Source organism: Leclercia sp. 1548 (assembly GCF_050435045.1).
GTDB classification, from domain to species: domain Bacteria; phylum Pseudomonadota; class Gammaproteobacteria; order Enterobacterales; family Enterobacteriaceae; genus Enterobacter; species Enterobacter adecarboxylatus.
In genome coordinates, this window is sequence record NZ_JBNDJP010000009.1 from 49,357 (window position 1) to 66,698 (window position 17,342).

The following is a 17,342-nucleotide window of genomic DNA, read 5'->3' on the forward strand; positions in this document are numbered from 1 at the left end:
ATAACGCAGCAAAAATCAGGCCGCGTTATTATTCATTTTTCTGACAAATCAATAAGGTGTGGCCCACCCCGAGATTGTCATGCCGTTGTTCTACCCGGAATCCTGCTCTCTCCAGATAGTGGTAAAATTTCTCTACGCTATAAAAACGGCTGTTGCCGTTCGCCATACAGGTGAAATAGAGCGAGGTTGCGTTCAGGCTGAAGGAGGCCGCTTCGAATTTTTGCGCATCCCAGAAGGGTTCCAGAATGCATAAGCGCGCGCCTGGCTTCATCACCTTCGCCACGTTGCCCAGCAGGGTAACAATCTGATCGGGAGAGAAGCAGTCCAGGAACTGGCTCATCCACCAGATATCAGCGTCACCCGGCAGAACAGCGTCGCTAAGCATATCGACAGGATGGAACGCAATACGATGAGATAATCCTGCATTTGCAATATTTTCCCGGGCCAGTGCAATTTGCTGCGGCAGATCGAGCAGCGTCACGGTGATATTTTCATCGTATCTGCAGCAGCGTAGCGCCCATTTACCCGTATTGCCGCCGACATCGTACAATTTTGTCGGCGAGCTTGCGAATATAAGGGGTAATGCGGCGTCGAATGCGCCATCGGAATAGAAATGATCGAAAGCAAACCAGCTTCGCTGCGCCTGTTCAGGCAACGCAGACAGTGCCGGATAAATGGTTGGCCATTCGCCAAAGACAGATAGGCCAGCCGGTTTCGCCGTGCTCAGTGACTCGGCAAGGTGAAACAGGCCCTGATAGCAAACATCCTGGGTGAAATCCATGTTGATGCGGGTCATGCTGTCATGCAGTAAATAATGCCCAATTTTGGCCAGATAGTATCGCCCCTCCCGGTGCGTCACTATGCGCCCGCTTAATCCCATATCCAGCAATACCCCAGCGCCATATTCACTGAGCGTGCTGTTTGCCACGATCTCATCCACAGTAGCGCCATGCGCTCCCTGCTTATCCAGCCAGGCGAGCACGCCAGTGTTACGCAGACAGAGGGCGGTTTGAAAAAGCATCGGGGCAAAAGCGATACGTTGCGCTTCGGTGATGGCCTCAAGCGCGCTGAGCGTGTCCTTTTCGTACATGAAATGCGTAACCTTTCGCCGGTTGAAACAGAGAGCGTCGGGCCAGGACTGACCCGACGAGTATAAAATTTACCGCGCAGCGCTCGCTGAATGGGGTGGCGGGGTGATGCCGTTATCCCGGCAGGCGGCTTTTGGGTCGGCCCGGCCCGAGCAGGATCGCCAGCTTACTTCCTCCCTTGGTGGTTTCCATCCAGATCTTACACACGCTGGTAAGCGGAACAGACAATAACATCCCGACCGGGCCAAGTAACCAGCCCCAGACCAGCAACGACAGGAACACCACCAGGGTGGACATTCCCAGCCGGTGGCCCATCATCCGTGGTTCCACGATATTGCCCAGCACCATATGCACGATCAGGAACAACGCCCCCACCATGGCACACTCATAGAAGCCATTAAACAGAAACGCCTGGATCATCGGCGGTACGGCGGAGATCACCGCGCCGATATTGGGCACATAGTTCAGCAGGAAGGCCAGCACGCCCCACATCAGGGCGAACTGCACGCCCAGCAGCGCCAGCCCCAGCCAGACGATGGCACCCGTCCACAGGCTTAACAATGTTTTCAGCGCCAGATAATGGGAGACGCCCTTCAGCGCCCGGTGCAGACCGGCGATGTGGATCTGCGGATTATTCAGGGCAAAACGCATTTTGTAGGGTACGTGGCGCACTTCAAACAGCATGAAGACCACCGTCATCACCAGCAGCAGGACGCTGGCCATCGCCCCGGAAAGCTGGGTCATTAGCGCGGTGGCAAAGGTCATTACCTTTTCCGAGTCCATCCGTCTTAGCATTCGCTCCGGGGAGATGTGCAGGTTGAGGAACGGGAACATCTCCTGCAGATCGATAAGTTTGCGCGTCAGCTCTTTATTGTATTTCGGCAGCGTGGCGGCAAATTCATTGAGCGAGGCCGCCAGCACCCCGAACAGCGCCGTCATGCCTATCAGCATCACGACCACCACAATGGTGATGGCCAGGGGACGACTCACCCCTCGGCGCAAAAACCAGGTGACGAGGGGGTTAAGTACGATAGCGAAAAAGAGTGCCAGCAGCAGCTGCACGAGAATATCCGCGGCGGCGTGAATACCGGCAAGGATCACCACCAGACAGGCCATTTTAAGCAAAATATGGAGGCCTGCTTTATCAGGTTGCGTAAGACCCGTTTTATCGGGTGGCGTGATTAACATAATATTTCCTCTTATGAGATGCTCATAAGTGTAGTGCGCGCATCGCGCTTCGGCTGAGGCCTTTAATCTTAAAGTCGCTGCTGCAATTCAGCCCCTGTCATGGTAATAGTGAAACACTGTTGTAAAAATTCTGGTGAACCTGATGCCCGAACCTGCCGCCGAACCGGCACTGAGTGGATTACGCCTCAACCTGCGTATTGTTTCCGTCGTTATTTTCAACTTTGCCAGCTACCTGACCATCGGCCTGCCGCTGGCCGTGCTGCCGGGCTATGTCCATGACGTCATGGGATTTAGCGCCTTCTGGGCCGGTCTGGTGATCAGCCTGCAATACTTCGCCACGCTGTTAAGCCGCCCCTATGCCGGGCGCTACGCCGACCTGTTTGGCCCGAAAAGCATTGTGGTGCTGGGGCTGTGCGGCTGCTTCCTGAGCGGGGTGAGCTATTTCCTGGCCGGGTTAACCAGCGCCTGGCCGATAGTGAGCCTGGCGCTGCTCTGTTTTGGGCGGGTGATCCTCGGCGTCGGGCAAAGCCTCGCCGGAACAGGTTCCACGCTGTGGGGCGTGGGGGTCGTGGGGGCGTCGCATATCGGGCGGGTGATCTCCTGGAACGGGATTGTCACTTACGGCGCGATGGCGATGGGTGCTCCCCTCGGCGTGCTCTGCTACCGCTACACCGGCCTGAGCGGGCTGGCGCTGACCATTATGGCGGTGGCGCTGCTGGCGATTTTATTTGCTCTGCCGCGACCGAAAGTTAAAGCCAGCAAAGGCAAACCGATGCCGTTTCGTGCGGTGCTGGGGCGCGTCTGGCCTTACGGTATGGCGCTGGCCCTCGGCTCGGCAGGCTTTGGGGTGATCGCCACCTTCATTACGTTGTTTTATGCCGATAAGGGCTGGGACGGCGCGGCCTTCGCGTTGACCTTGTTCAGCTGTGCCTTCGTCGGAACGCGACTACTGTTCCCGAATGGCATTAACCGGTTGGGCGGGCTGAACGTGGCCATGATCTGCTTTGGCGTGGAGATTATCGGCCTGCTGCTGACCGGCATCGCCGATGCGCCCTGGGTAGCGCGGATTGGGGTCTTCCTCGCGGGGGCTGGGTTCTCGCTGGTCTTCCCGGCGCTGGGCGTCGTGGCGGTGAAAGCGGTGCCGCAGCAGAATCAGGGTGCAGCGCTGGCGACCTATACGGTATTTATGGATATGTCACTGGGGATCACCGGGCCGCTGGCCGGGCTGGTGATGGCGTGGGCCGGGGTGCCGGTTATTTATCTGGCGGCTGCGGGGCTGGTGGCGGTGGCGTTACTGCTGACGTGGCGGCTAAAAAAAAGGCCTCCAGAGGAGGTAATGCCAGTCAGTTAAGCCATTCAGTATTTCTAAATGACTGAAGTGGAAGAGTTCCGTTCACTAAAGCACCTCTGCTTTATGCCCCCTCCGCTGCGGTGAACGTGCCAGGGGGGCTCGCCGCCTCCCCCCTGGCTACCCCGGCTCCCGGCAAAGAAAATCGCCGCTTCGCGGTGCACTCAGCTTATTCCTTCAGGCTTTCGGGTCGGGCACCAGCCTGCATCCCTGCAGGCTATGCCCTCTCGGCGCGTCCCTGCGCCTCGCCCCGGCCTTACGGAAACGCTTCGTCGATTTTCAGCCGGATTCACGCTCCCTCACGCTTCTCTGCGGTTTGAATGTGGCACGGGGGTTGATTCCCCGCTGAAACCGGCGAACCGGAGACCGGATGACAAGGGCTGGACGCCAGGGATGGCGGCCAGAGGCGAATCGAGACAGGATGTCGAGTTGAGCCGACCGCAGGCAGCCGGTCGGGAGGTGAGCGCAGTGCGAAGCACCGGTTTCATTGCGGGGCCGCGGGGATTGACAAGGGGGGCCCGGCGGCCCCCCTTGTCACGTTCACGGGTTGTGTAATGCCATTTTCTGCTGAACATGAGGTGAACGGAACAATCCACCGGGCTTAACTGACTGGCATTACTCCAGAGGAGGCCATTTCACCGTGACAGATTACTGAATCACGAGCGTGTTAATGATGTTCTCTGCGGCAGTTTGCGCTTTCTGCTGATCGTCAGCAGGCAGCGTGATCTGCAGGGTCAGCAGCTTGTTGTCCACTTTGCCCAGTACGACGGAAGAGTAAGCGGTCTGGCCTTTGGCAGAGATAATGCTGTCCAGCTGCTGCAGTTTGTGGTCTTTCAGCTCGATGGCTTTGTTGGTCACTACCTGCAACTGCGGGTCGCGGCTGCGCTGCTGATCTTCCAGACGTTTCGCCAGCACGCCCAGGTCTTCATTGGTGTCGTCACCGACAATCACAATCACCGCTTTCTGTCCGGTGGCATCGGAATAGACGTGCATATTGTTCGCCTGGGTGCCCAGCTTGCCGCTCTGATCGGTCATGTCCGCCGGCAGAGAGAAGCTGAGTTTGCCATCCATCAGGCTGACCGGTTGACCCGTCGCGTTGCTTTCAGCAGACGCAGCCTGAGCAGGCGTTTTAGTGTCGCTGTTATCACAGGCTGCCAGCCCCATCACCAGCAGGCCAATCCCGACATATTTAACCAGATTGCGCATTGAATTCTTCCTTTCGATAAACGGCCATAACGGCGCATCAATCCATCTTATCACAACTGTTAAAGGGAACCCTTAACCAGCCTGCAATGCTGAGATTTCAGATTTATCCGCGAATCTTTTCAGCAACATATTCAGCAGTACGCCGTACATCGGCAGGAAGAAGACCAGGCTGATAAGCACCTTAAAGGCATAGTCCACGAGCGCGATTTCCATCCAGTGTTGCGCCATAAAGGCATCCGGGCTGCGCCAGAAGGCGATAAAGAAAAAGGCCAGGGTATCGCTGACGTTGCCAAACAGCGTGGAGGCGGTCGGTGCCATCCACCAGCGATGGTTCTGCCGCAGACGGTTAAACACATGCACATCGAGGATCTGCCCCAGCGCATAGGCCATAAAGCTGGCGGCAGCGATACGCGCGACGAACAGGTTGAAGTGCGTCAGCGCCTCAAAGCCCTGCCAGCTGCCCATATAGAACAGGGAGGAGATCACGTACGAAATAAACAGCGCCGGGAGCATGACGGCAAAAATAATGCGTCGGGCCAGCGGGGCGCCAAAGATACGTACGGTGAGATCGGTCGCAAGGAAGATAAACGGGAAACTGAACGCGCCCCAGGTGGTATGAAAACCAAAAATGGAGATTGGCAGCTGCACCAGATAGTTACTGGAGGTGATCACCAGCAGATGAAAAAGGGAAAGCCAGAACAACGCTTTTACGCGCTGCGATTGAGAGAACTGCGTCATATTGTGACCTTTTTAACGTTGGGGTGAGGGAACCCAATATGAACCTGGCTTATCAGGCTATTTTATTCACCATTCTGAATCCGGGCAGTGCTCATCAAAACGCGTTGGCGTTTTGAACGTCGCTTGTAGCGGCCCAAAGGGCGAGCGAAGCGAGTAAATCCTTACGTACTCTCTGTACGCTTCGGTTTCTGTGCGCTGTCCGTCTCCTGACGGGCTTCAACAATAGCGGTTGATGGGCCTGGGTCGGAAAACCGCCGCATGATACTGCTTTCACTCCGCTTTGCAATGGCTAATTTTCACGCAATCGTTAACCTGGTTTGCTTTGCTCTGTACGCGGCGTAAACTACTGCCGTTTTTATCTGGACGAGACCACGATGACCGATCTGTTTACCCACCCGGACCACACCCTTGATGCTCAGGGTCTGCGCTGCCCGGAACCCGTCATGATGGTGCGCAAAACCGTGCGCAATATGCAATCCGGCGAAACCCTGCTGATCATTGCCGACGATCCGGCGACCACCCGCGATATCCCCGGTTTTTGTACCTTCATGGAACATGAACTGCTGGCGCAGGATACCGGGGCGCTGCCGTACCGTTACCTGTTACGCAAGGGCTAAACCTGCCAGGCGGTGTGCGGCCTGATGCCCTCATCCCAACGCTCTCCTTCAGGGAGAGGGCGCAAATCCTGAAACGGCAACCTGAGGTTGCCGTTTTGCATTGGCCCTGGCGAAGCTGCCACCCGGCAAGTTGATGCTTGCGCGAGCCTGGGGTTGCCATTTCGTTTGACCTTCATCACCAATTTGAACCGCCATTTCAATATTTAGCGCTTTTTGTGAGGCGCTTCACCCTCACTTTCCAGGCCATAGGCTAGTTTTTAGACGTTCAAAAATAAAACAACGTTCCGATACTTACCTCACTACCCTGGAGTTGACTCGATGAAAACGACCCTCACGCCGTTGCTGGCCGCTCTGTGCCTGTCTGCTTTTGCTGCCTCTGTGTCGGCGCAAACCATTAAAGCCGCCGATGTCCATCCTGAAGGCTACCCGAACGTGGTGGCGGTGCAGCATATGGGTGAAAAACTCAAACAACAAACCGACGGCAAGCTGGAGATCAAAGTCTTCCCCGGCGGCGTGCTGGGTGATGAAAAGCAGATGATTGAGCAGGCGCAGATGGGCGCCATCGACATGATTCGCGTCTCCATGGCCCCGGTAGCGGCGATCCTGCCGGATATCGAAGTCTTTACGCTGCCCTACGTCTTCCGCGATGAAGACCACATGCACAAAGTGATCGACGGCGATATCGGTAAATCCATCGGTGAGAAGCTCACCGCCAACCCGAAATCACGGCTGGTGTTCCTCGGCTGGATGGACTCCGGTACCCGTAATCTGATCACCAAAAACCCCGTGGTGAAACCGGAAGATCTGAAAGGGATGAAGATCCGCGTCCAGGGTAGCCCGGTAGCGCTGGCCACGCTGAAAGATATGGGAGCCAACTCGGTGGCAATGGGAGTGAGTGAAGTTTACAGCGGCATGCAGACCGGCGTTATCGACGGGGCCGAGAACAACCCGCCGACCTTCATCGCGCATAACTACATGCCGGTCGCCAAAAACTACACCCTGAGCGGCCACTTTATCACCCCGGAAATGCTGCTCTACTCCAAAGTGAAATGGGACAAGCTGAGCGCCGACGAGCAGGAAAAGATTAAGACCCTGGCCCGTGAAGCACAGATGGAGCAGCGCAAACTGTGGCAGGAATATAACAGTCAGGCGCTGGAAAAAATGAAGGCCGGCGGCGTGCAGTTCCACGACATCGACAAGGCGGTCTTTATCAAAGCAACAGAGCCGGTGCGTGCCCAGTATGGCGACAAGCATCAGGATCTGATGAAAGCCATCGCTGACGTTAAGTAACCCGGAGTTTCTATGTCCGAACTTTATCTAAAGTGGATGGACCGTCTCTACCTGCTGGCGATGGCCATTGCCGGGCTGTCGCTGCTGGTGATGACCATTGTGATCCCGATTGGCATCTTTTCGCGCTACGTACTTAACCGCGGTGAGTCGTGGCCGGAGCCGATTGCCATTATCTGCATGGTGACTTTTACCTTTATCGGCGCGGCGGTGAGCTACCGCGCCGGCTCGCATATTGCGGTGAATATGCTCACTGACAGATTGCCGGCCTCACTGAAAACGTTCTGCGCGCGCATGGTTGATCTGCTCATGCTGGCGATCTCGGGCATCATGTTCTGGTACAGCTACCTGCTGTGCATTGAGCTCTGGGAGCAGCCGGTGGCGGAGTTCCCGATCCTGACCTCCGGCGAAAGTTATCTGCCGCTGCCGATCGGATCGGCGGTGTTAATCCTGTTTGTGCTTGAGCGTCTGATGTTTGGCTCTCAGGAACATCGCCCGGTCGTGCTGATCGGCAACCACAGTTAAGGGGTGAACAATGGATGCATTTGTTTTGTTATTCACCCTCGCCATTCTACTGGCGCTGGGGATGCCGGTGGCCTTTGCCGTCGGGTTAAGTGCGGTGGCCGGGGCGCTATGGATTGACCTGCCGCTGGAGGCGCTGATGATCCAAATCACCAGCGGGGTGAATAAATTTACCCTGCTGGCGATCCCGTTCTTTATCCTGGCAGGGGCGATCATGGCAGAGGGGGGGATTGCCCGTCGGCTGGTGAACTTCGCCTATATCTTTGTCGGCTTTATTCGCGGCGGACTGTCGCTGGTGAATATCGTCGCCTCGACCTTTTTCGGTGCCATTTCTGGCTCGTCGGTGGCGGATACTGCTTCCATCGGGACCGTAATGATCCCGGAGATGGAGAAGAAAGGCTATCCGCGCGAGTACGCGGCGGCGGTGACCGCCAGCGGCTCGGTGCAGGCGATTCTGATCCCGCCCAGCCATAACTCGGTGATCTACTCCCTGGCGGCAGGCGGTACGGTGTCGATTGCCACGCTGTTTATCGCGGGTGTGCTGCCGGGATTGATCCTTGGGTTAAGTCTGATGGTGCTGTGCCTGGGCTTTGCGCGCAAGCGGGGGTATCCAAAAGGTGAAAGAGTGCCTTTTAAACAGGCGCTGAAGATCTTCTTCGATGCCCTGTGGGGGCTGATGACGGTGGTGATCATTCTTGGCGGCATTTTGTCGGGGATCTTTACCGCAACGGAATCCGCCGCGGTCGCCTGCCTGTGGGCGTTCTTTGTCACCATGTTTATCTATCGCGACTACAAGTGGAATGAACTGCCGAAGCTGATGTGTCGCACGGTGAAGACGGTGACCATCGTGATGATTCTGATCGGCTTCGCAGCGGCGTTTGGCGCGGTGATGACCTACATGCAGCTGCCGATGCGTATCACTGAGTTCTTCACTTCGCTGTCGGACAACAAGTACGTCATTCTGATGTACCTCAACATTATGCTGCTGCTGATTGGCACCCTGATGGACATGGCGCCGATCATCCTGATCCTGACGCCGGTGCTGCTGCCGGTGACCAATTCGCTGGGTATCGATCCGGTGCATTTCGGGATGATCATGATGGTGAACCTCGGGATCGGGCTGATTACCCCGCCGGTAGGATCGGTGCTGTTTGTTGCCAGTGCGGTGAGCAAGCAGAAGATTGAGGCAGTGGTGCGGGAGATGCTGCCGTTCTACGGCATGCTGCTGGTGGTGTTAGGGATGGTGACGTACATTCCGGCAATATCGCTATGGTTGCCGCGAATGTTGGGAATGCAGTGATGTGTGCGGCCTGATGCCCTCACCCCGTCCCTCTCCCATAGGGAGAGGGTGCAAACACTAAAAACGGCAACCAGGTTGCCGTTTTGCTTTTATTTTCGACGTAACAGCCTGAGCGCGTTCGCCGTCACTAATACCGTCGCACCGGTATCCGCCAGCACCGCCAGCCATAATCCCGTCATACCCAGCAGGGTGGTCACCAGGAAAATCCCCTTCAACCCCAGCGCAATGGCGATGTTCTGCCGGATATTGGCCCGGGTGGCGCGGGCGAGGCTTATCATCTGCGCCAGCCCGGTCAGACGGTTGTGGGTAAGGGCGGCATCAGCGGTTTCGAGTGCCACGTCGGTGCCGCTGCCCATCGCGATACCGATCGTGGCCGCTTTCATCGCCGGGGCGTCGTTAATCCCGTCTCCCACCATCGCCAGCGGCGTTTCCGCATTTAATGCTGACACCGCCTGCACTTTATCGGCAGGCAGCAGCCCCGCCCGGAAATCCAGCGCCAGCTCATCGGCAATGGCGGCGGCCGCGCGCGGGTTATCGCCGGTCAGGATCACCCCCTTGACCCCGAGCTGATGCAGAGCCTGCACAGCCTCTTTCGCGTCGTCCCGCAGGGTATCACGCAGCGCAACCAGGCCTTTTGCCTCGCCATCCTGAACGACCATCACCACCGTCTGCCCGGCCTGCTCCAGGGTAGCGAGTTGCGCCGCAAAATGCGGGGCAGGGAATTTATCCGCGGCGCAAATAAGCACTTTGCTGCCTGCGACCTCGGCTTCAATCCCCGACCCCATCAGCGCCCGCTGTGCGGTAGCTGCCGGAACCGTCAGCCCACGGGACTGCGCTTCACGCACAATCGCCTGTGCCAGTGGGTGAGTGGAGCCTTGTTCAACTGCGGCGGCCAGCGCCAGCAGGTCCTGCTCGTGGATCTGGTATGGAAAAATACCCGTTACCTGCGGCTTGCCGACCGTCAGGGTGCCGGTTTTGTCGAACGCCACCTGCTGCACCTGCGCCAGTTGCTCCAGCGCCGCGCCGCCTTTGATCAGCGCACCCCGCCGGGCTGCTGCCGCCAGCCCGGAGGTAATGGCCGCCGGGGTGGAGATCACCAGCGCGCAAGGACAACCAATCAGCAGCAGGGTCAGCCCTTTGTAGATCCAGCCCGCCCACGGCGCGCTGAACAGCAGCGGCGGCACCACGGCCACCAGCAGCGCAACCAGCATAATTGCCGGGGTATAGATGCGGCTGAAGCGGTCGATAAAGCGCTCCACCGGGGCGCGGCGCTCTTCTGCCTCTTCAATCAGCTTCAGGATCCGGTCGATAGCGCTGTCGCCCGGTTCAGACAGCACGGTCAGCTGCACCAGACGATCCACGCTGGTGGCCCCGGCAGGGACTTTTTCACCTGCCGCGCGATCGACCGGGATAGATTCCCCGGTCAGGGCGCTTTCATCAAAGCTGGCGGTGGCAGTGAGCAGCGCCCCGTCGGCGGGCAGGCGTCCCCCGGCGGCAACCTCAATCACATCCCCCGGGCGCAGCGCGGCGATGGGGACGGTTTTGCGCTCGCCCTGTATCACCTGAATGGCGGTTTCGGGCTTTAGCGCCATCAGCGCGCTGACGCCTTTACGCGCCCGGCTTGCCGCCCAGCCCTCGAGCCGTTCGCCAATTAAAAACAGCAGCAGAACCATCGCCGCTTCTGCCGTGGCACCGATAAACAGCGCCCCGATGGCGGCCACGCTCATCAGCGTTTCAATGGCGAACCAGCTGCCGCTTTTCATCAGGCGCAGCGCCTGACGGGCCACCGGCCATAGCCCCACCAGGGTGGTGGCGATAAAGGCAAGGTTGCCGAGCGGAGGGTTGAACTGGGTCAGGATCCAGCTTACGCCCATCAACAGAACAAGGGTGATGAGCGGCAGGTTGTCGCGCAGGAGCGAGGTTTTTTCGACCGGAGCATGTTCATTGCGCAGCGTATAGCCCGCCTTGACGACTGCCGCTTCGACCTGGGCGCTGACGTTGCTGTCCGCATCCACCAGCAGTTTTTCGGTGGCAAAAAGAACCTGAACGTGATGAACGCCCGCCACCTGCCTGACGGCGGTCTCGACTTTGCGGGCGCAGGCGGCACAGTCCATGCCGTTGACTACCCAGCTGTAGCGCTGGCCCTGGACGGGCTGTACGGTTTCGGCCTGTACAGAGCTGCAATCCGCCGCGCAGCAGGGCTCTTTAGCGGGAAGGGGGGCGAGCTTAAGTGCCGAAAACTGCGGCACTTTTTTGGGTATTTCTGGAGTCGACATGGTACTCTCCGGTAATGATAACTTTCTCATTAACCGCAGCATACACTCTGGAGTCGACTCCAGAGTCAAGCGCTATTTAAATATACAGCGAACGCACAATCAGGAAGTGCCCGGCGAAGTAGCACGCGGCGGCAATAGCGTTATCGGCGCGGAAGCGGCGGCGATAGTGGCTACCCAGCCAGACGATATTGCCCAGCAGCAACAGCGTGGCGCCGATGAAGGCCGACAGAGCCGGTGCCGTCGGACGGAAGAACCACAGTTCGCCCGCCAGCCAGACCATCACCAGCGTCATGGCGATAAAGGTACACACCGCCCAGCGCAGCTCCTCCAGACGCGACCAGATCACCGCAATCAACAGCGCACCAATCACCAGCAGCGCCAGTGGCAGCGGCCAGAAGAACGAAAGCGTCATCTGGCTGGCGAAGTAGATGGTATAGAGCAGGTGCGATAAGAAAAATGCCCCTACGGCATACAGCAAACGCTGACGCGGCAGCAGGGTCAGGGCATCACCGGCCAGTGACGCGCAAAGCCCGGCGAGCACCAGGTAGCTGATAGCATTAAACATTGGCGCCTGCCAGGCCAGCAGCAGGAGCAGTAACAAGGTGACGGGTTTAAACACCCAGCGCTGCCAGGCTGGACCACGGTAGGACGCATCGACATACAGCCATGCGGAGAAACAGACAGCGATAAATGACCAAAGCATATTAAGTCCCTGTATCTGTTATTGTTGAATAAACAGTTTCACTTCAGTGTAGTGGTGCAGACGGGCCAATAGCAATGCACAGCGCGGCACGCTATTCTGATTTCAGCCTGGTCTTATAGGATGGTTCAATGAGCAAGATGCCGCTTTTTTTTATTATCGTGCTGGCAATCATCGTGATTGCCGCCTCGTTCCGCTTTGTGCAACAGCGCCGTGAAAAGGCGGATAACGACGCCGCTCCGCTGCTGCAAAAGCGCGTGGTGGTGAGCAATAAACGGGAAAAAGTGCTCAACGATCGTCGTTCACGACAGCAGCAGGTGACGCCTGCGGGCACCGCCATGCGCTATGAAGCGAGCTTTAAGCCGGAAAGCGGCGGTCTGGAGATGACTTTTCGCCTCGACGAGAAGCAGTACCATCAGCTAACGGTGGGGGATAAAGGAACGTTGAGCTACAAGGGATCGCAGTTTGAGGGATTTAAGATCGCGCCGTGATTTTCTCCTGGAGAGGAGGCTCGATCGGTTCCCTCTCCCTATGGGAGAGGGTTAGGGTGAGGGCTTATTTCTTCGCCTGCGCCTTAAACTTATTCATCCACACCAGCAGCTCAAACACGCCAAAAATGAACACCCGCAGCTGCTGCCAGCCGGTCATCTTCGGGCCGTCTTTTGGCATACCGTTTTTCAGCATTACCATCTGCAGGGCATGCATAAACGAGGTAAAAATCAGCGCCACGTTGACGAAGATATTCATCGGCCGCGGGAAGGGGTGAACGAGGTTGAGCAGCAAAAATGCCCAGACCCCGATCATCAGCAAACGGCCCAGATTAATCAGTACCGGCATCAGTCTCTCCTTGTGATTGACGGTGATAAAGACGATAGGCGACCTGTCCGGCCACTTTTTCCCGGTGCAGATCCCAGTGGGCGGGCACCGGCGGTAAACCGTTCTCTACCTCACTCTCGACGTAGATTAGCGCATCTTCTGCCAGCCAGCCGTTGTTTTCCAGCAGCGTCAGCGTCTCTTCAAGCAGCCCTTTACGGAACGGCGGATCGACAAACACCACATCGTGCGGCGTGCCTGCCTGCGCAAGGAAGGCGAGGGCATTAGTATTGACCACTTTGGCATTTGTCGCTTTCAGCGAGGCCAGGTTTTGCTGAAGCTGTTGGGAAACGCTGCGATCCATCTCCAGCAGCGTGGCGCTGGCGGCGTAGCGCGACAGGGCTTCAAGCCCAAGCGCGCCGCTTCCGGCGAAGCAGTCCAGGCAACGGGCATCTACCATTGAAGGTGCCAGCCAGTTAAACAGCGTTTCGCGAACGCGGTCGGTGGTGGGGCGCAGGCCGGGGCTATCCGGTACCGGCAGTTTACGGCCTCGCCACTGGCCGCCAATAATGCGTATCTGGCCCGCTGCGGCACGGTTGGGTTTCTTCATATCTTTGCTCGGGTACACCAACGGCCTGCGTTTGCAGGCGGTGATGTGCGTTAAGTTAAGTGATAAACTATTTCATCATTTTTTTAGCTTCCATGTATATAGCGCCAGTAATTAACCGCGAGGGGTGTAGTCGCAGATGGCAAAAGAGAAAAAACGTGGCTTCTTTTCCTGGCTGGGCTTTGGTCAAAAAGAGCAGGAAACTGAGCAGCAAAACGAAGAACAACAGATCGCCGAACAGCAGCCCGCGGTTGTTGAACAGCCGCAGCCAGAAACCCCTGTTGAGACCGTCGCTGACGTAGAAGCAGAAACGCCTGCCCACAGCAAAGAAGAGACTGACGCCTTCGCTGAAGAGGTGGTTGAGGTTACTGAGCAGGTCCAGGAGAGCGAAAAACCGCAGCCGGTGGAGCCGGAGCCTGTGGCCGTGGAGCCTGCGGCCGTAGAGCCGGAGCCTGTGGTCGTAGAGCCAGAACCTGTAGCCGTAGAGCCAGAGCCAGAACCGGTCGCCGCGGTAGTGGAAGAGAGTGTTGAGCCGGTCGCCGAGGTGGAACCACCGCAGGCGGTTGAGCACGAAGAGTTACCGCTGCCGGAAGAGATCCTCAACGAGATTGAGGAAGCGATCCCGGAAGAGTACCTGCCAGAGACCGAGGTTGAAGAACCCATCAGCGATGAAGAGCTTGAAGCTCAGGCGCTGGCGGCCGCGGCGGCAGAAGAGGCGGTCGTCGTCGTCCCGGTAGCCGAAGAGGACGAACCGGTCGAAGAGATTGTCCAGGAGCAGGAAAAACCAACCAAAGAAGGTTTCTTCGCGCGCCTGAAACGCAGCCTGATCAAAACCAAAGAGAACCTCGGTTCAGGATTTATCAGTCTGTTCCGCGGCAAGAAAATCGACGATGATCTCTTTGAAGAGCTGGAAGAACAGCTGCTGATTGCCGACGTTGGCGTGGAAACCACCCGCAAAATCATCACCAGCCTGACGGAAAGCGCCAGCCGTAAACAGCTGCGCGACGCCGAGGCGCTGTATGGTTTGCTGAAAGAAGAGATGGGTGAAATTCTCGCAAAAGTTGACGAACCACTTAATATTGAAGGCAAAATGCCATTTGTTATTCTGATGGTTGGCGTTAACGGCGTGGGTAAAACCACCACCATCGGTAAGCTGGCGCGTCAGTTTGAACAGCAGGGCAAATCGGTGATGCTGGCTGCGGGCGATACTTTCCGTGCCGCCGCCGTAGAGCAGTTGCAGGTGTGGGGCCAGCGGAACAATATTCCGGTGATTGCCCAGCATACCGGGGCCGATTCTGCCTCTGTGATCTTTGACGCCATTCAGGCGGCCAAAGCGCGTAACGTTGATGTGCTGATTGCTGATACCGCAGGGCGTTTGCAGAATAAATCGCACCTGATGGAAGAGCTGAAGAAGATCGTCCGGGTGATGAAAAAGCTGGACGAAGATGCACCACATGAAATTATGCTGACTATTGATGCCAGCACCGGGCAGAACGCCATCAGTCAGGCGAAGCTGTTCCATGAAGCGGTAGGGCTGACCGGCATTACGCTGACCAAGCTGGATGGCACCGCGAAAGGCGGGGTAATCTTCTCGGTGGCGGATCAGTTCGGGATCCCTATTCGTTACATCGGTGTTGGCGAACGTATCGAAGATTTACGTCCGTTTAAATCGGGCGACTTTATTGAGGCACTTTTTGCCCGAGAGGATTAACAATGATTCGCTTTGAACACGTCAGCAAGGCCTATCTCGGTGGGAGACAAGCGCTGCAGGGGATTAACTTCCATCTGCAGCCGGGCGAGATGGCATTCCTGACCGGCCACTCCGGCGCGGGGAAAAGTACCCTGCTCAAGCTTATCTGTGGGATCGAACGGCCCAGCGCCGGGAAAATCTGGTTTAGCGGCCACGACATCAGCCGTCTGAAAAACCGCGAAGTGCCGTTTCTGCGTCGGCAGATCGGCATGATTTTCCAGGATCACCATCTGCTGATGGACCGCACGGTATTCGACAACGTGGCAATCCCGCTGATTATTGCGGGCGCCAGCGGGGATGATATTCGCCGTCGCGTGTCGGCGGCGCTGGATAAGGTCGGGCTGCTGGACAAAGCGAAGAACTTTCCTATCCAGCTCTCCGGCGGTGAACAGCAGCGCGTAGGCATTGCCCGCGCGGTGGTGAACAAGCCAGCGGTGCTGCTGGCGGATGAACCTACCGGTAACCTGGACGACGCCCTTTCCGAAGGGATCCTGCGTCTGTTTGAGGAGTTTAACCGCGTTGGGGTGACGGTACTGATGGCGACGCACGACATGGGGCTTATCTCCCGTCGTTCGTACCGCATGCTGACGTTGAGCGACGGTCATTTGCACGGAGGCTTCGGTGAATAAGCGTGATGCAATAAACCAGATGCGGCAGTTTGGCAGCAAGCTCGACCGTTTTCGTAAATCGGCGGGCGGCCCGGGTGACGGCAACCGCAATGCGCCGAAGCGCAGCAAATCCGCGCCAAAACCCAACTCGCGCAAAACCAATGTGTTTAACGAGCAGGTGCGGTACGCCTTCCAGGGTGCGCTGCAGGATCTGAAAAGCAAACCGCTTGCCACTTTCCTGACGGTGATGGTGATTGCCATCTCCCTGACTCTGCCCAGCGTCTGCTACATGGTCTACAAGAACGTTAACCAGGCGGCGTCCCAGTACTACCCATCCCCGCAGATCACCGTCTATCTCGACAAAGCGCTCGACGATAACGCGGCGGCGCAGGTGGTGGGGCAGCTACAGGCCGAGCAGGGCGTTGAGAAGGTCAATTACCTGTCGCGGGATGAGGCGTTAGGCGAATTCCGTAACTGGTCCGGGTTTGGCGGCGCGCTGGATATGCTGGAGGAGAACCCCCTGCCTGCGGTGGCGGTGGTGATCCCGAAACTGGATTTCCAGGGCACCGAATCGCTGAACACCCTGCGCGATCGCGTCTCCCGCATCAACGGGATCGATGAGGTGCGCATGGACGATAGCTGGTTTGCCCGTCTGACGGCGCTTACCGGCCTGGTCGGGCGTGTGGCGGCGATGATCGGCGTGCTGATGGTCGCGGCGGTGTTCCTCGTTATCGGCAACAGCGTGCGGTTGAGCATCTTTGCCCGTCGCGACACCATTAACGTGCAGAAGCTGATCGGCGCAACCGACGGTTTTATCCTGCGTCCGTTCCTTTATGGCGGCGCACTGCTCGGTTTTTCCGGCGCATTTCTTTCACTGATATTGTCAGAAATTTTGGTGATGCGCCTTTCCGCAGCGGTCACCGATGTGGCGCAGGTTTTTGGAACTAAGTTTAATATCAGCGGGTTAGCCTTTGATGAGTGCCTGTTATTGCTGCTGGTATGCTCCATGATTGGCTGGATCGCAGCATGGTTAGCAACCGTGCAACATTTACGTCACTTTACCCCTGACTAAAAAATCTCTGGTATAATCTTTCCCTGCATTGAGAATCGCTATGCAGGGAAAGAGTCCCCTGTTGTCTCTTACCCCGCATAATCATCCCCGTGTCACATTTTGTGCGTAATTTATTCACAGTTTCACTCGGAACTTGTGGATAAAATCACTGTCTGATAAAAGAGTGAATGATATTCTCGTTGCTCATTAATTCTGGCATGTTCGTTGCCTGATGGGGACAAA

16 protein-coding genes and 1 pseudogene are annotated in these 17,342 nt (G+C 57.2%); 9 read left to right on the plus strand and 8 right to left on the minus strand.

What is annotated here, in order from left to right; all coding sequences use genetic code 11:
- Positions 1–28 precede the first annotated feature (28 nt).
- Both ABIE02_RS20315 and ABIE02_RS20320 read right to left on the minus strand, forming a co-directional pair.
- Positions 29–1,090: a methyltransferase gene (locus ABIE02_RS20315; protein ID WP_032614977.1), complete on the minus strand. Its 1,062-nt coding sequence runs from the start codon at positions 1,088–1,090 to the stop codon at positions 29–31.
- A 112-nt stretch (positions 1,091–1,202) separates the two neighbouring features.
- A complete protein-coding gene (locus ABIE02_RS20320; RefSeq protein WP_051916081.1) occupies positions 1,203–2,276 on the minus strand; it encodes an AI-2E family transporter in 1,074 nt (357 codons plus the stop codon).
- A 108-nt stretch (positions 2,277–2,384) separates the two neighbouring features.
- Between ABIE02_RS20320 and ABIE02_RS20325 the strand changes: the two are divergent.
- Positions 2,385–3,627 (plus strand): annotated as a pseudogene (locus ABIE02_RS20325) (MFS transporter).
- 645 nt (positions 3,628–4,272) lie between these two features.
- Here ABIE02_RS20325 and ABIE02_RS20330 read toward each other — a convergent pair.
- The gene (locus ABIE02_RS20330) at positions 4,273–4,830 is read right to left on the minus strand and encodes a DcrB family lipoprotein (protein ID WP_032614966.1); all 558 of its coding nucleotides are present in this window, start codon (positions 4,828–4,830) and stop codon (positions 4,273–4,275) included.
- A 72-nt stretch (positions 4,831–4,902) separates the two neighbouring features.
- Positions 4,903–5,568, minus strand: a complete 666-nt coding sequence (locus ABIE02_RS20335) for a 7-cyano-7-deazaguanine/7-aminomethyl-7-deazaguanine transporter (protein ID WP_032614964.1) — start codon at positions 5,566–5,568, stop codon at positions 4,903–4,905.
- A gap of 374 nt (positions 5,569–5,942) precedes the next feature.
- On the opposite strand from ABIE02_RS20335, the gene tusA reads away from it, so the two are divergent.
- The 4 genes from tusA to ABIE02_RS20355 all read left to right on the plus strand — a co-directional run bounded on the left by tusA (position 5,943) and on the right by ABIE02_RS20355 (position 9,294).
- Positions 5,943–6,185 carry a sulfurtransferase TusA gene (tusA, locus tag ABIE02_RS20340; protein WP_032614962.1) on the plus strand — a complete coding sequence of 81 codons (243 nt, stop codon included), beginning with the start codon at positions 5,943–5,945 and terminating at the stop codon, positions 6,183–6,185.
- A 318-nt stretch (positions 6,186–6,503) separates the two neighbouring features.
- On the plus strand, positions 6,504–7,475 hold the full coding sequence (locus tag ABIE02_RS20345) for a TRAP transporter substrate-binding protein (RefSeq protein ID WP_336995218.1): 972 nt from the start codon (positions 6,504–6,506) through the stop codon (positions 7,473–7,475).
- Positions 7,476–7,487: 12 nt separating this feature from the next.
- Positions 7,488–7,997, plus strand: coding sequence for a TRAP transporter small permease (locus tag ABIE02_RS20350; RefSeq protein ID WP_059307025.1), 510 nt, complete (start codon positions 7,488–7,490; stop codon positions 7,995–7,997).
- 10 nt (positions 7,998–8,007) lie between these two features.
- Positions 8,008–9,294, plus strand: coding sequence for a TRAP transporter large permease (locus ABIE02_RS20355; RefSeq protein ID WP_032614956.1), 1,287 nt, complete (start codon positions 8,008–8,010; stop codon positions 9,292–9,294).
- Positions 9,295–9,383: 89 nt separating this feature from the next.
- Here the strand turns inward: ABIE02_RS20355 and zntA are convergent, their stop codons facing one another.
- Together zntA and ABIE02_RS20365 are read right to left on the minus strand one after the other, a co-directional pair.
- Positions 9,384–11,570, minus strand: coding sequence for a Zn(II)/Cd(II)/Pb(II) translocating P-type ATPase ZntA (gene zntA, locus ABIE02_RS20360; RefSeq protein WP_336995219.1), 2,187 nt, complete (start codon positions 11,568–11,570; stop codon positions 9,384–9,386).
- 76 nt (positions 11,571–11,646) lie between these two features.
- Positions 11,647–12,273, minus strand: a complete 627-nt coding sequence (locus ABIE02_RS20365; RefSeq protein ID WP_032614952.1) for a lysoplasmalogenase — start codon at positions 12,271–12,273, stop codon at positions 11,647–11,649.
- A 128-nt stretch (positions 12,274–12,401) separates the two neighbouring features.
- Here ABIE02_RS20365 and ABIE02_RS20370 point away from each other — a divergent pair, with 128 nt between their 5' ends.
- Complete coding sequence (locus ABIE02_RS20370; protein WP_117386036.1) at positions 12,402–12,761, plus strand: DUF2500 domain-containing protein; 360 nt, start codon at positions 12,402–12,404, stop codon at positions 12,759–12,761.
- A 64-nt stretch (positions 12,762–12,825) separates the two neighbouring features.
- Here ABIE02_RS20370 and ABIE02_RS20375 read toward each other — a convergent pair whose 3' ends face one another.
- Both ABIE02_RS20375 and rsmD read right to left on the minus strand, forming a co-directional pair.
- Positions 12,826–13,107 carry a DUF1145 family protein gene (locus tag ABIE02_RS20375; RefSeq protein WP_032614948.1) on the minus strand — a complete coding sequence of 94 codons (282 nt, stop codon included), beginning with the start codon at positions 13,105–13,107 and terminating at the stop codon, positions 12,826–12,828.
- Complete coding sequence (rsmD, locus tag ABIE02_RS20380) at positions 13,091–13,693, minus strand: 16S rRNA (guanine(966)-N(2))-methyltransferase (RefSeq protein WP_032614946.1); 603 nt, start codon at positions 13,691–13,693, stop codon at positions 13,091–13,093. Before rsmD ends, ABIE02_RS20375 begins: the two co-directional genes overlap by 17 nt.
- Before the next feature lie 136 nt (positions 13,694–13,829).
- Between rsmD and ftsY the strand changes: the two genes are divergently transcribed.
- Genes ftsY through ftsX form a run of 3 tightly spaced genes read left to right on the plus strand, consistent with a single transcriptional unit; the run spans position 13,830 to position 17,120 of the window.
- Positions 13,830–15,401 (plus strand): signal recognition particle-docking protein FtsY, encoded by a 1,572-nt coding sequence (ftsY, locus tag ABIE02_RS20385; protein WP_336995220.1) that lies wholly within the window; start codon positions 13,830–13,832, stop codon positions 15,399–15,401.
- Between the two features lie 2 nt (positions 15,402–15,403).
- Complete coding sequence (gene ftsE, locus ABIE02_RS20390) at positions 15,404–16,069, plus strand: cell division ATP-binding protein FtsE (RefSeq protein WP_032614942.1); 666 nt, start codon at positions 15,404–15,406, stop codon at positions 16,067–16,069.
- Positions 16,062–17,120 (plus strand): permease-like cell division protein FtsX, encoded by a 1,059-nt coding sequence (ftsX, locus tag ABIE02_RS20395; protein ID WP_059307030.1) that lies wholly within the window; start codon positions 16,062–16,064, stop codon positions 17,118–17,120. Before ftsE ends, ftsX begins: the two co-directional genes overlap by 8 nt.
- The last annotated feature ends 222 nt before the right edge of the window (positions 17,121–17,342 follow it).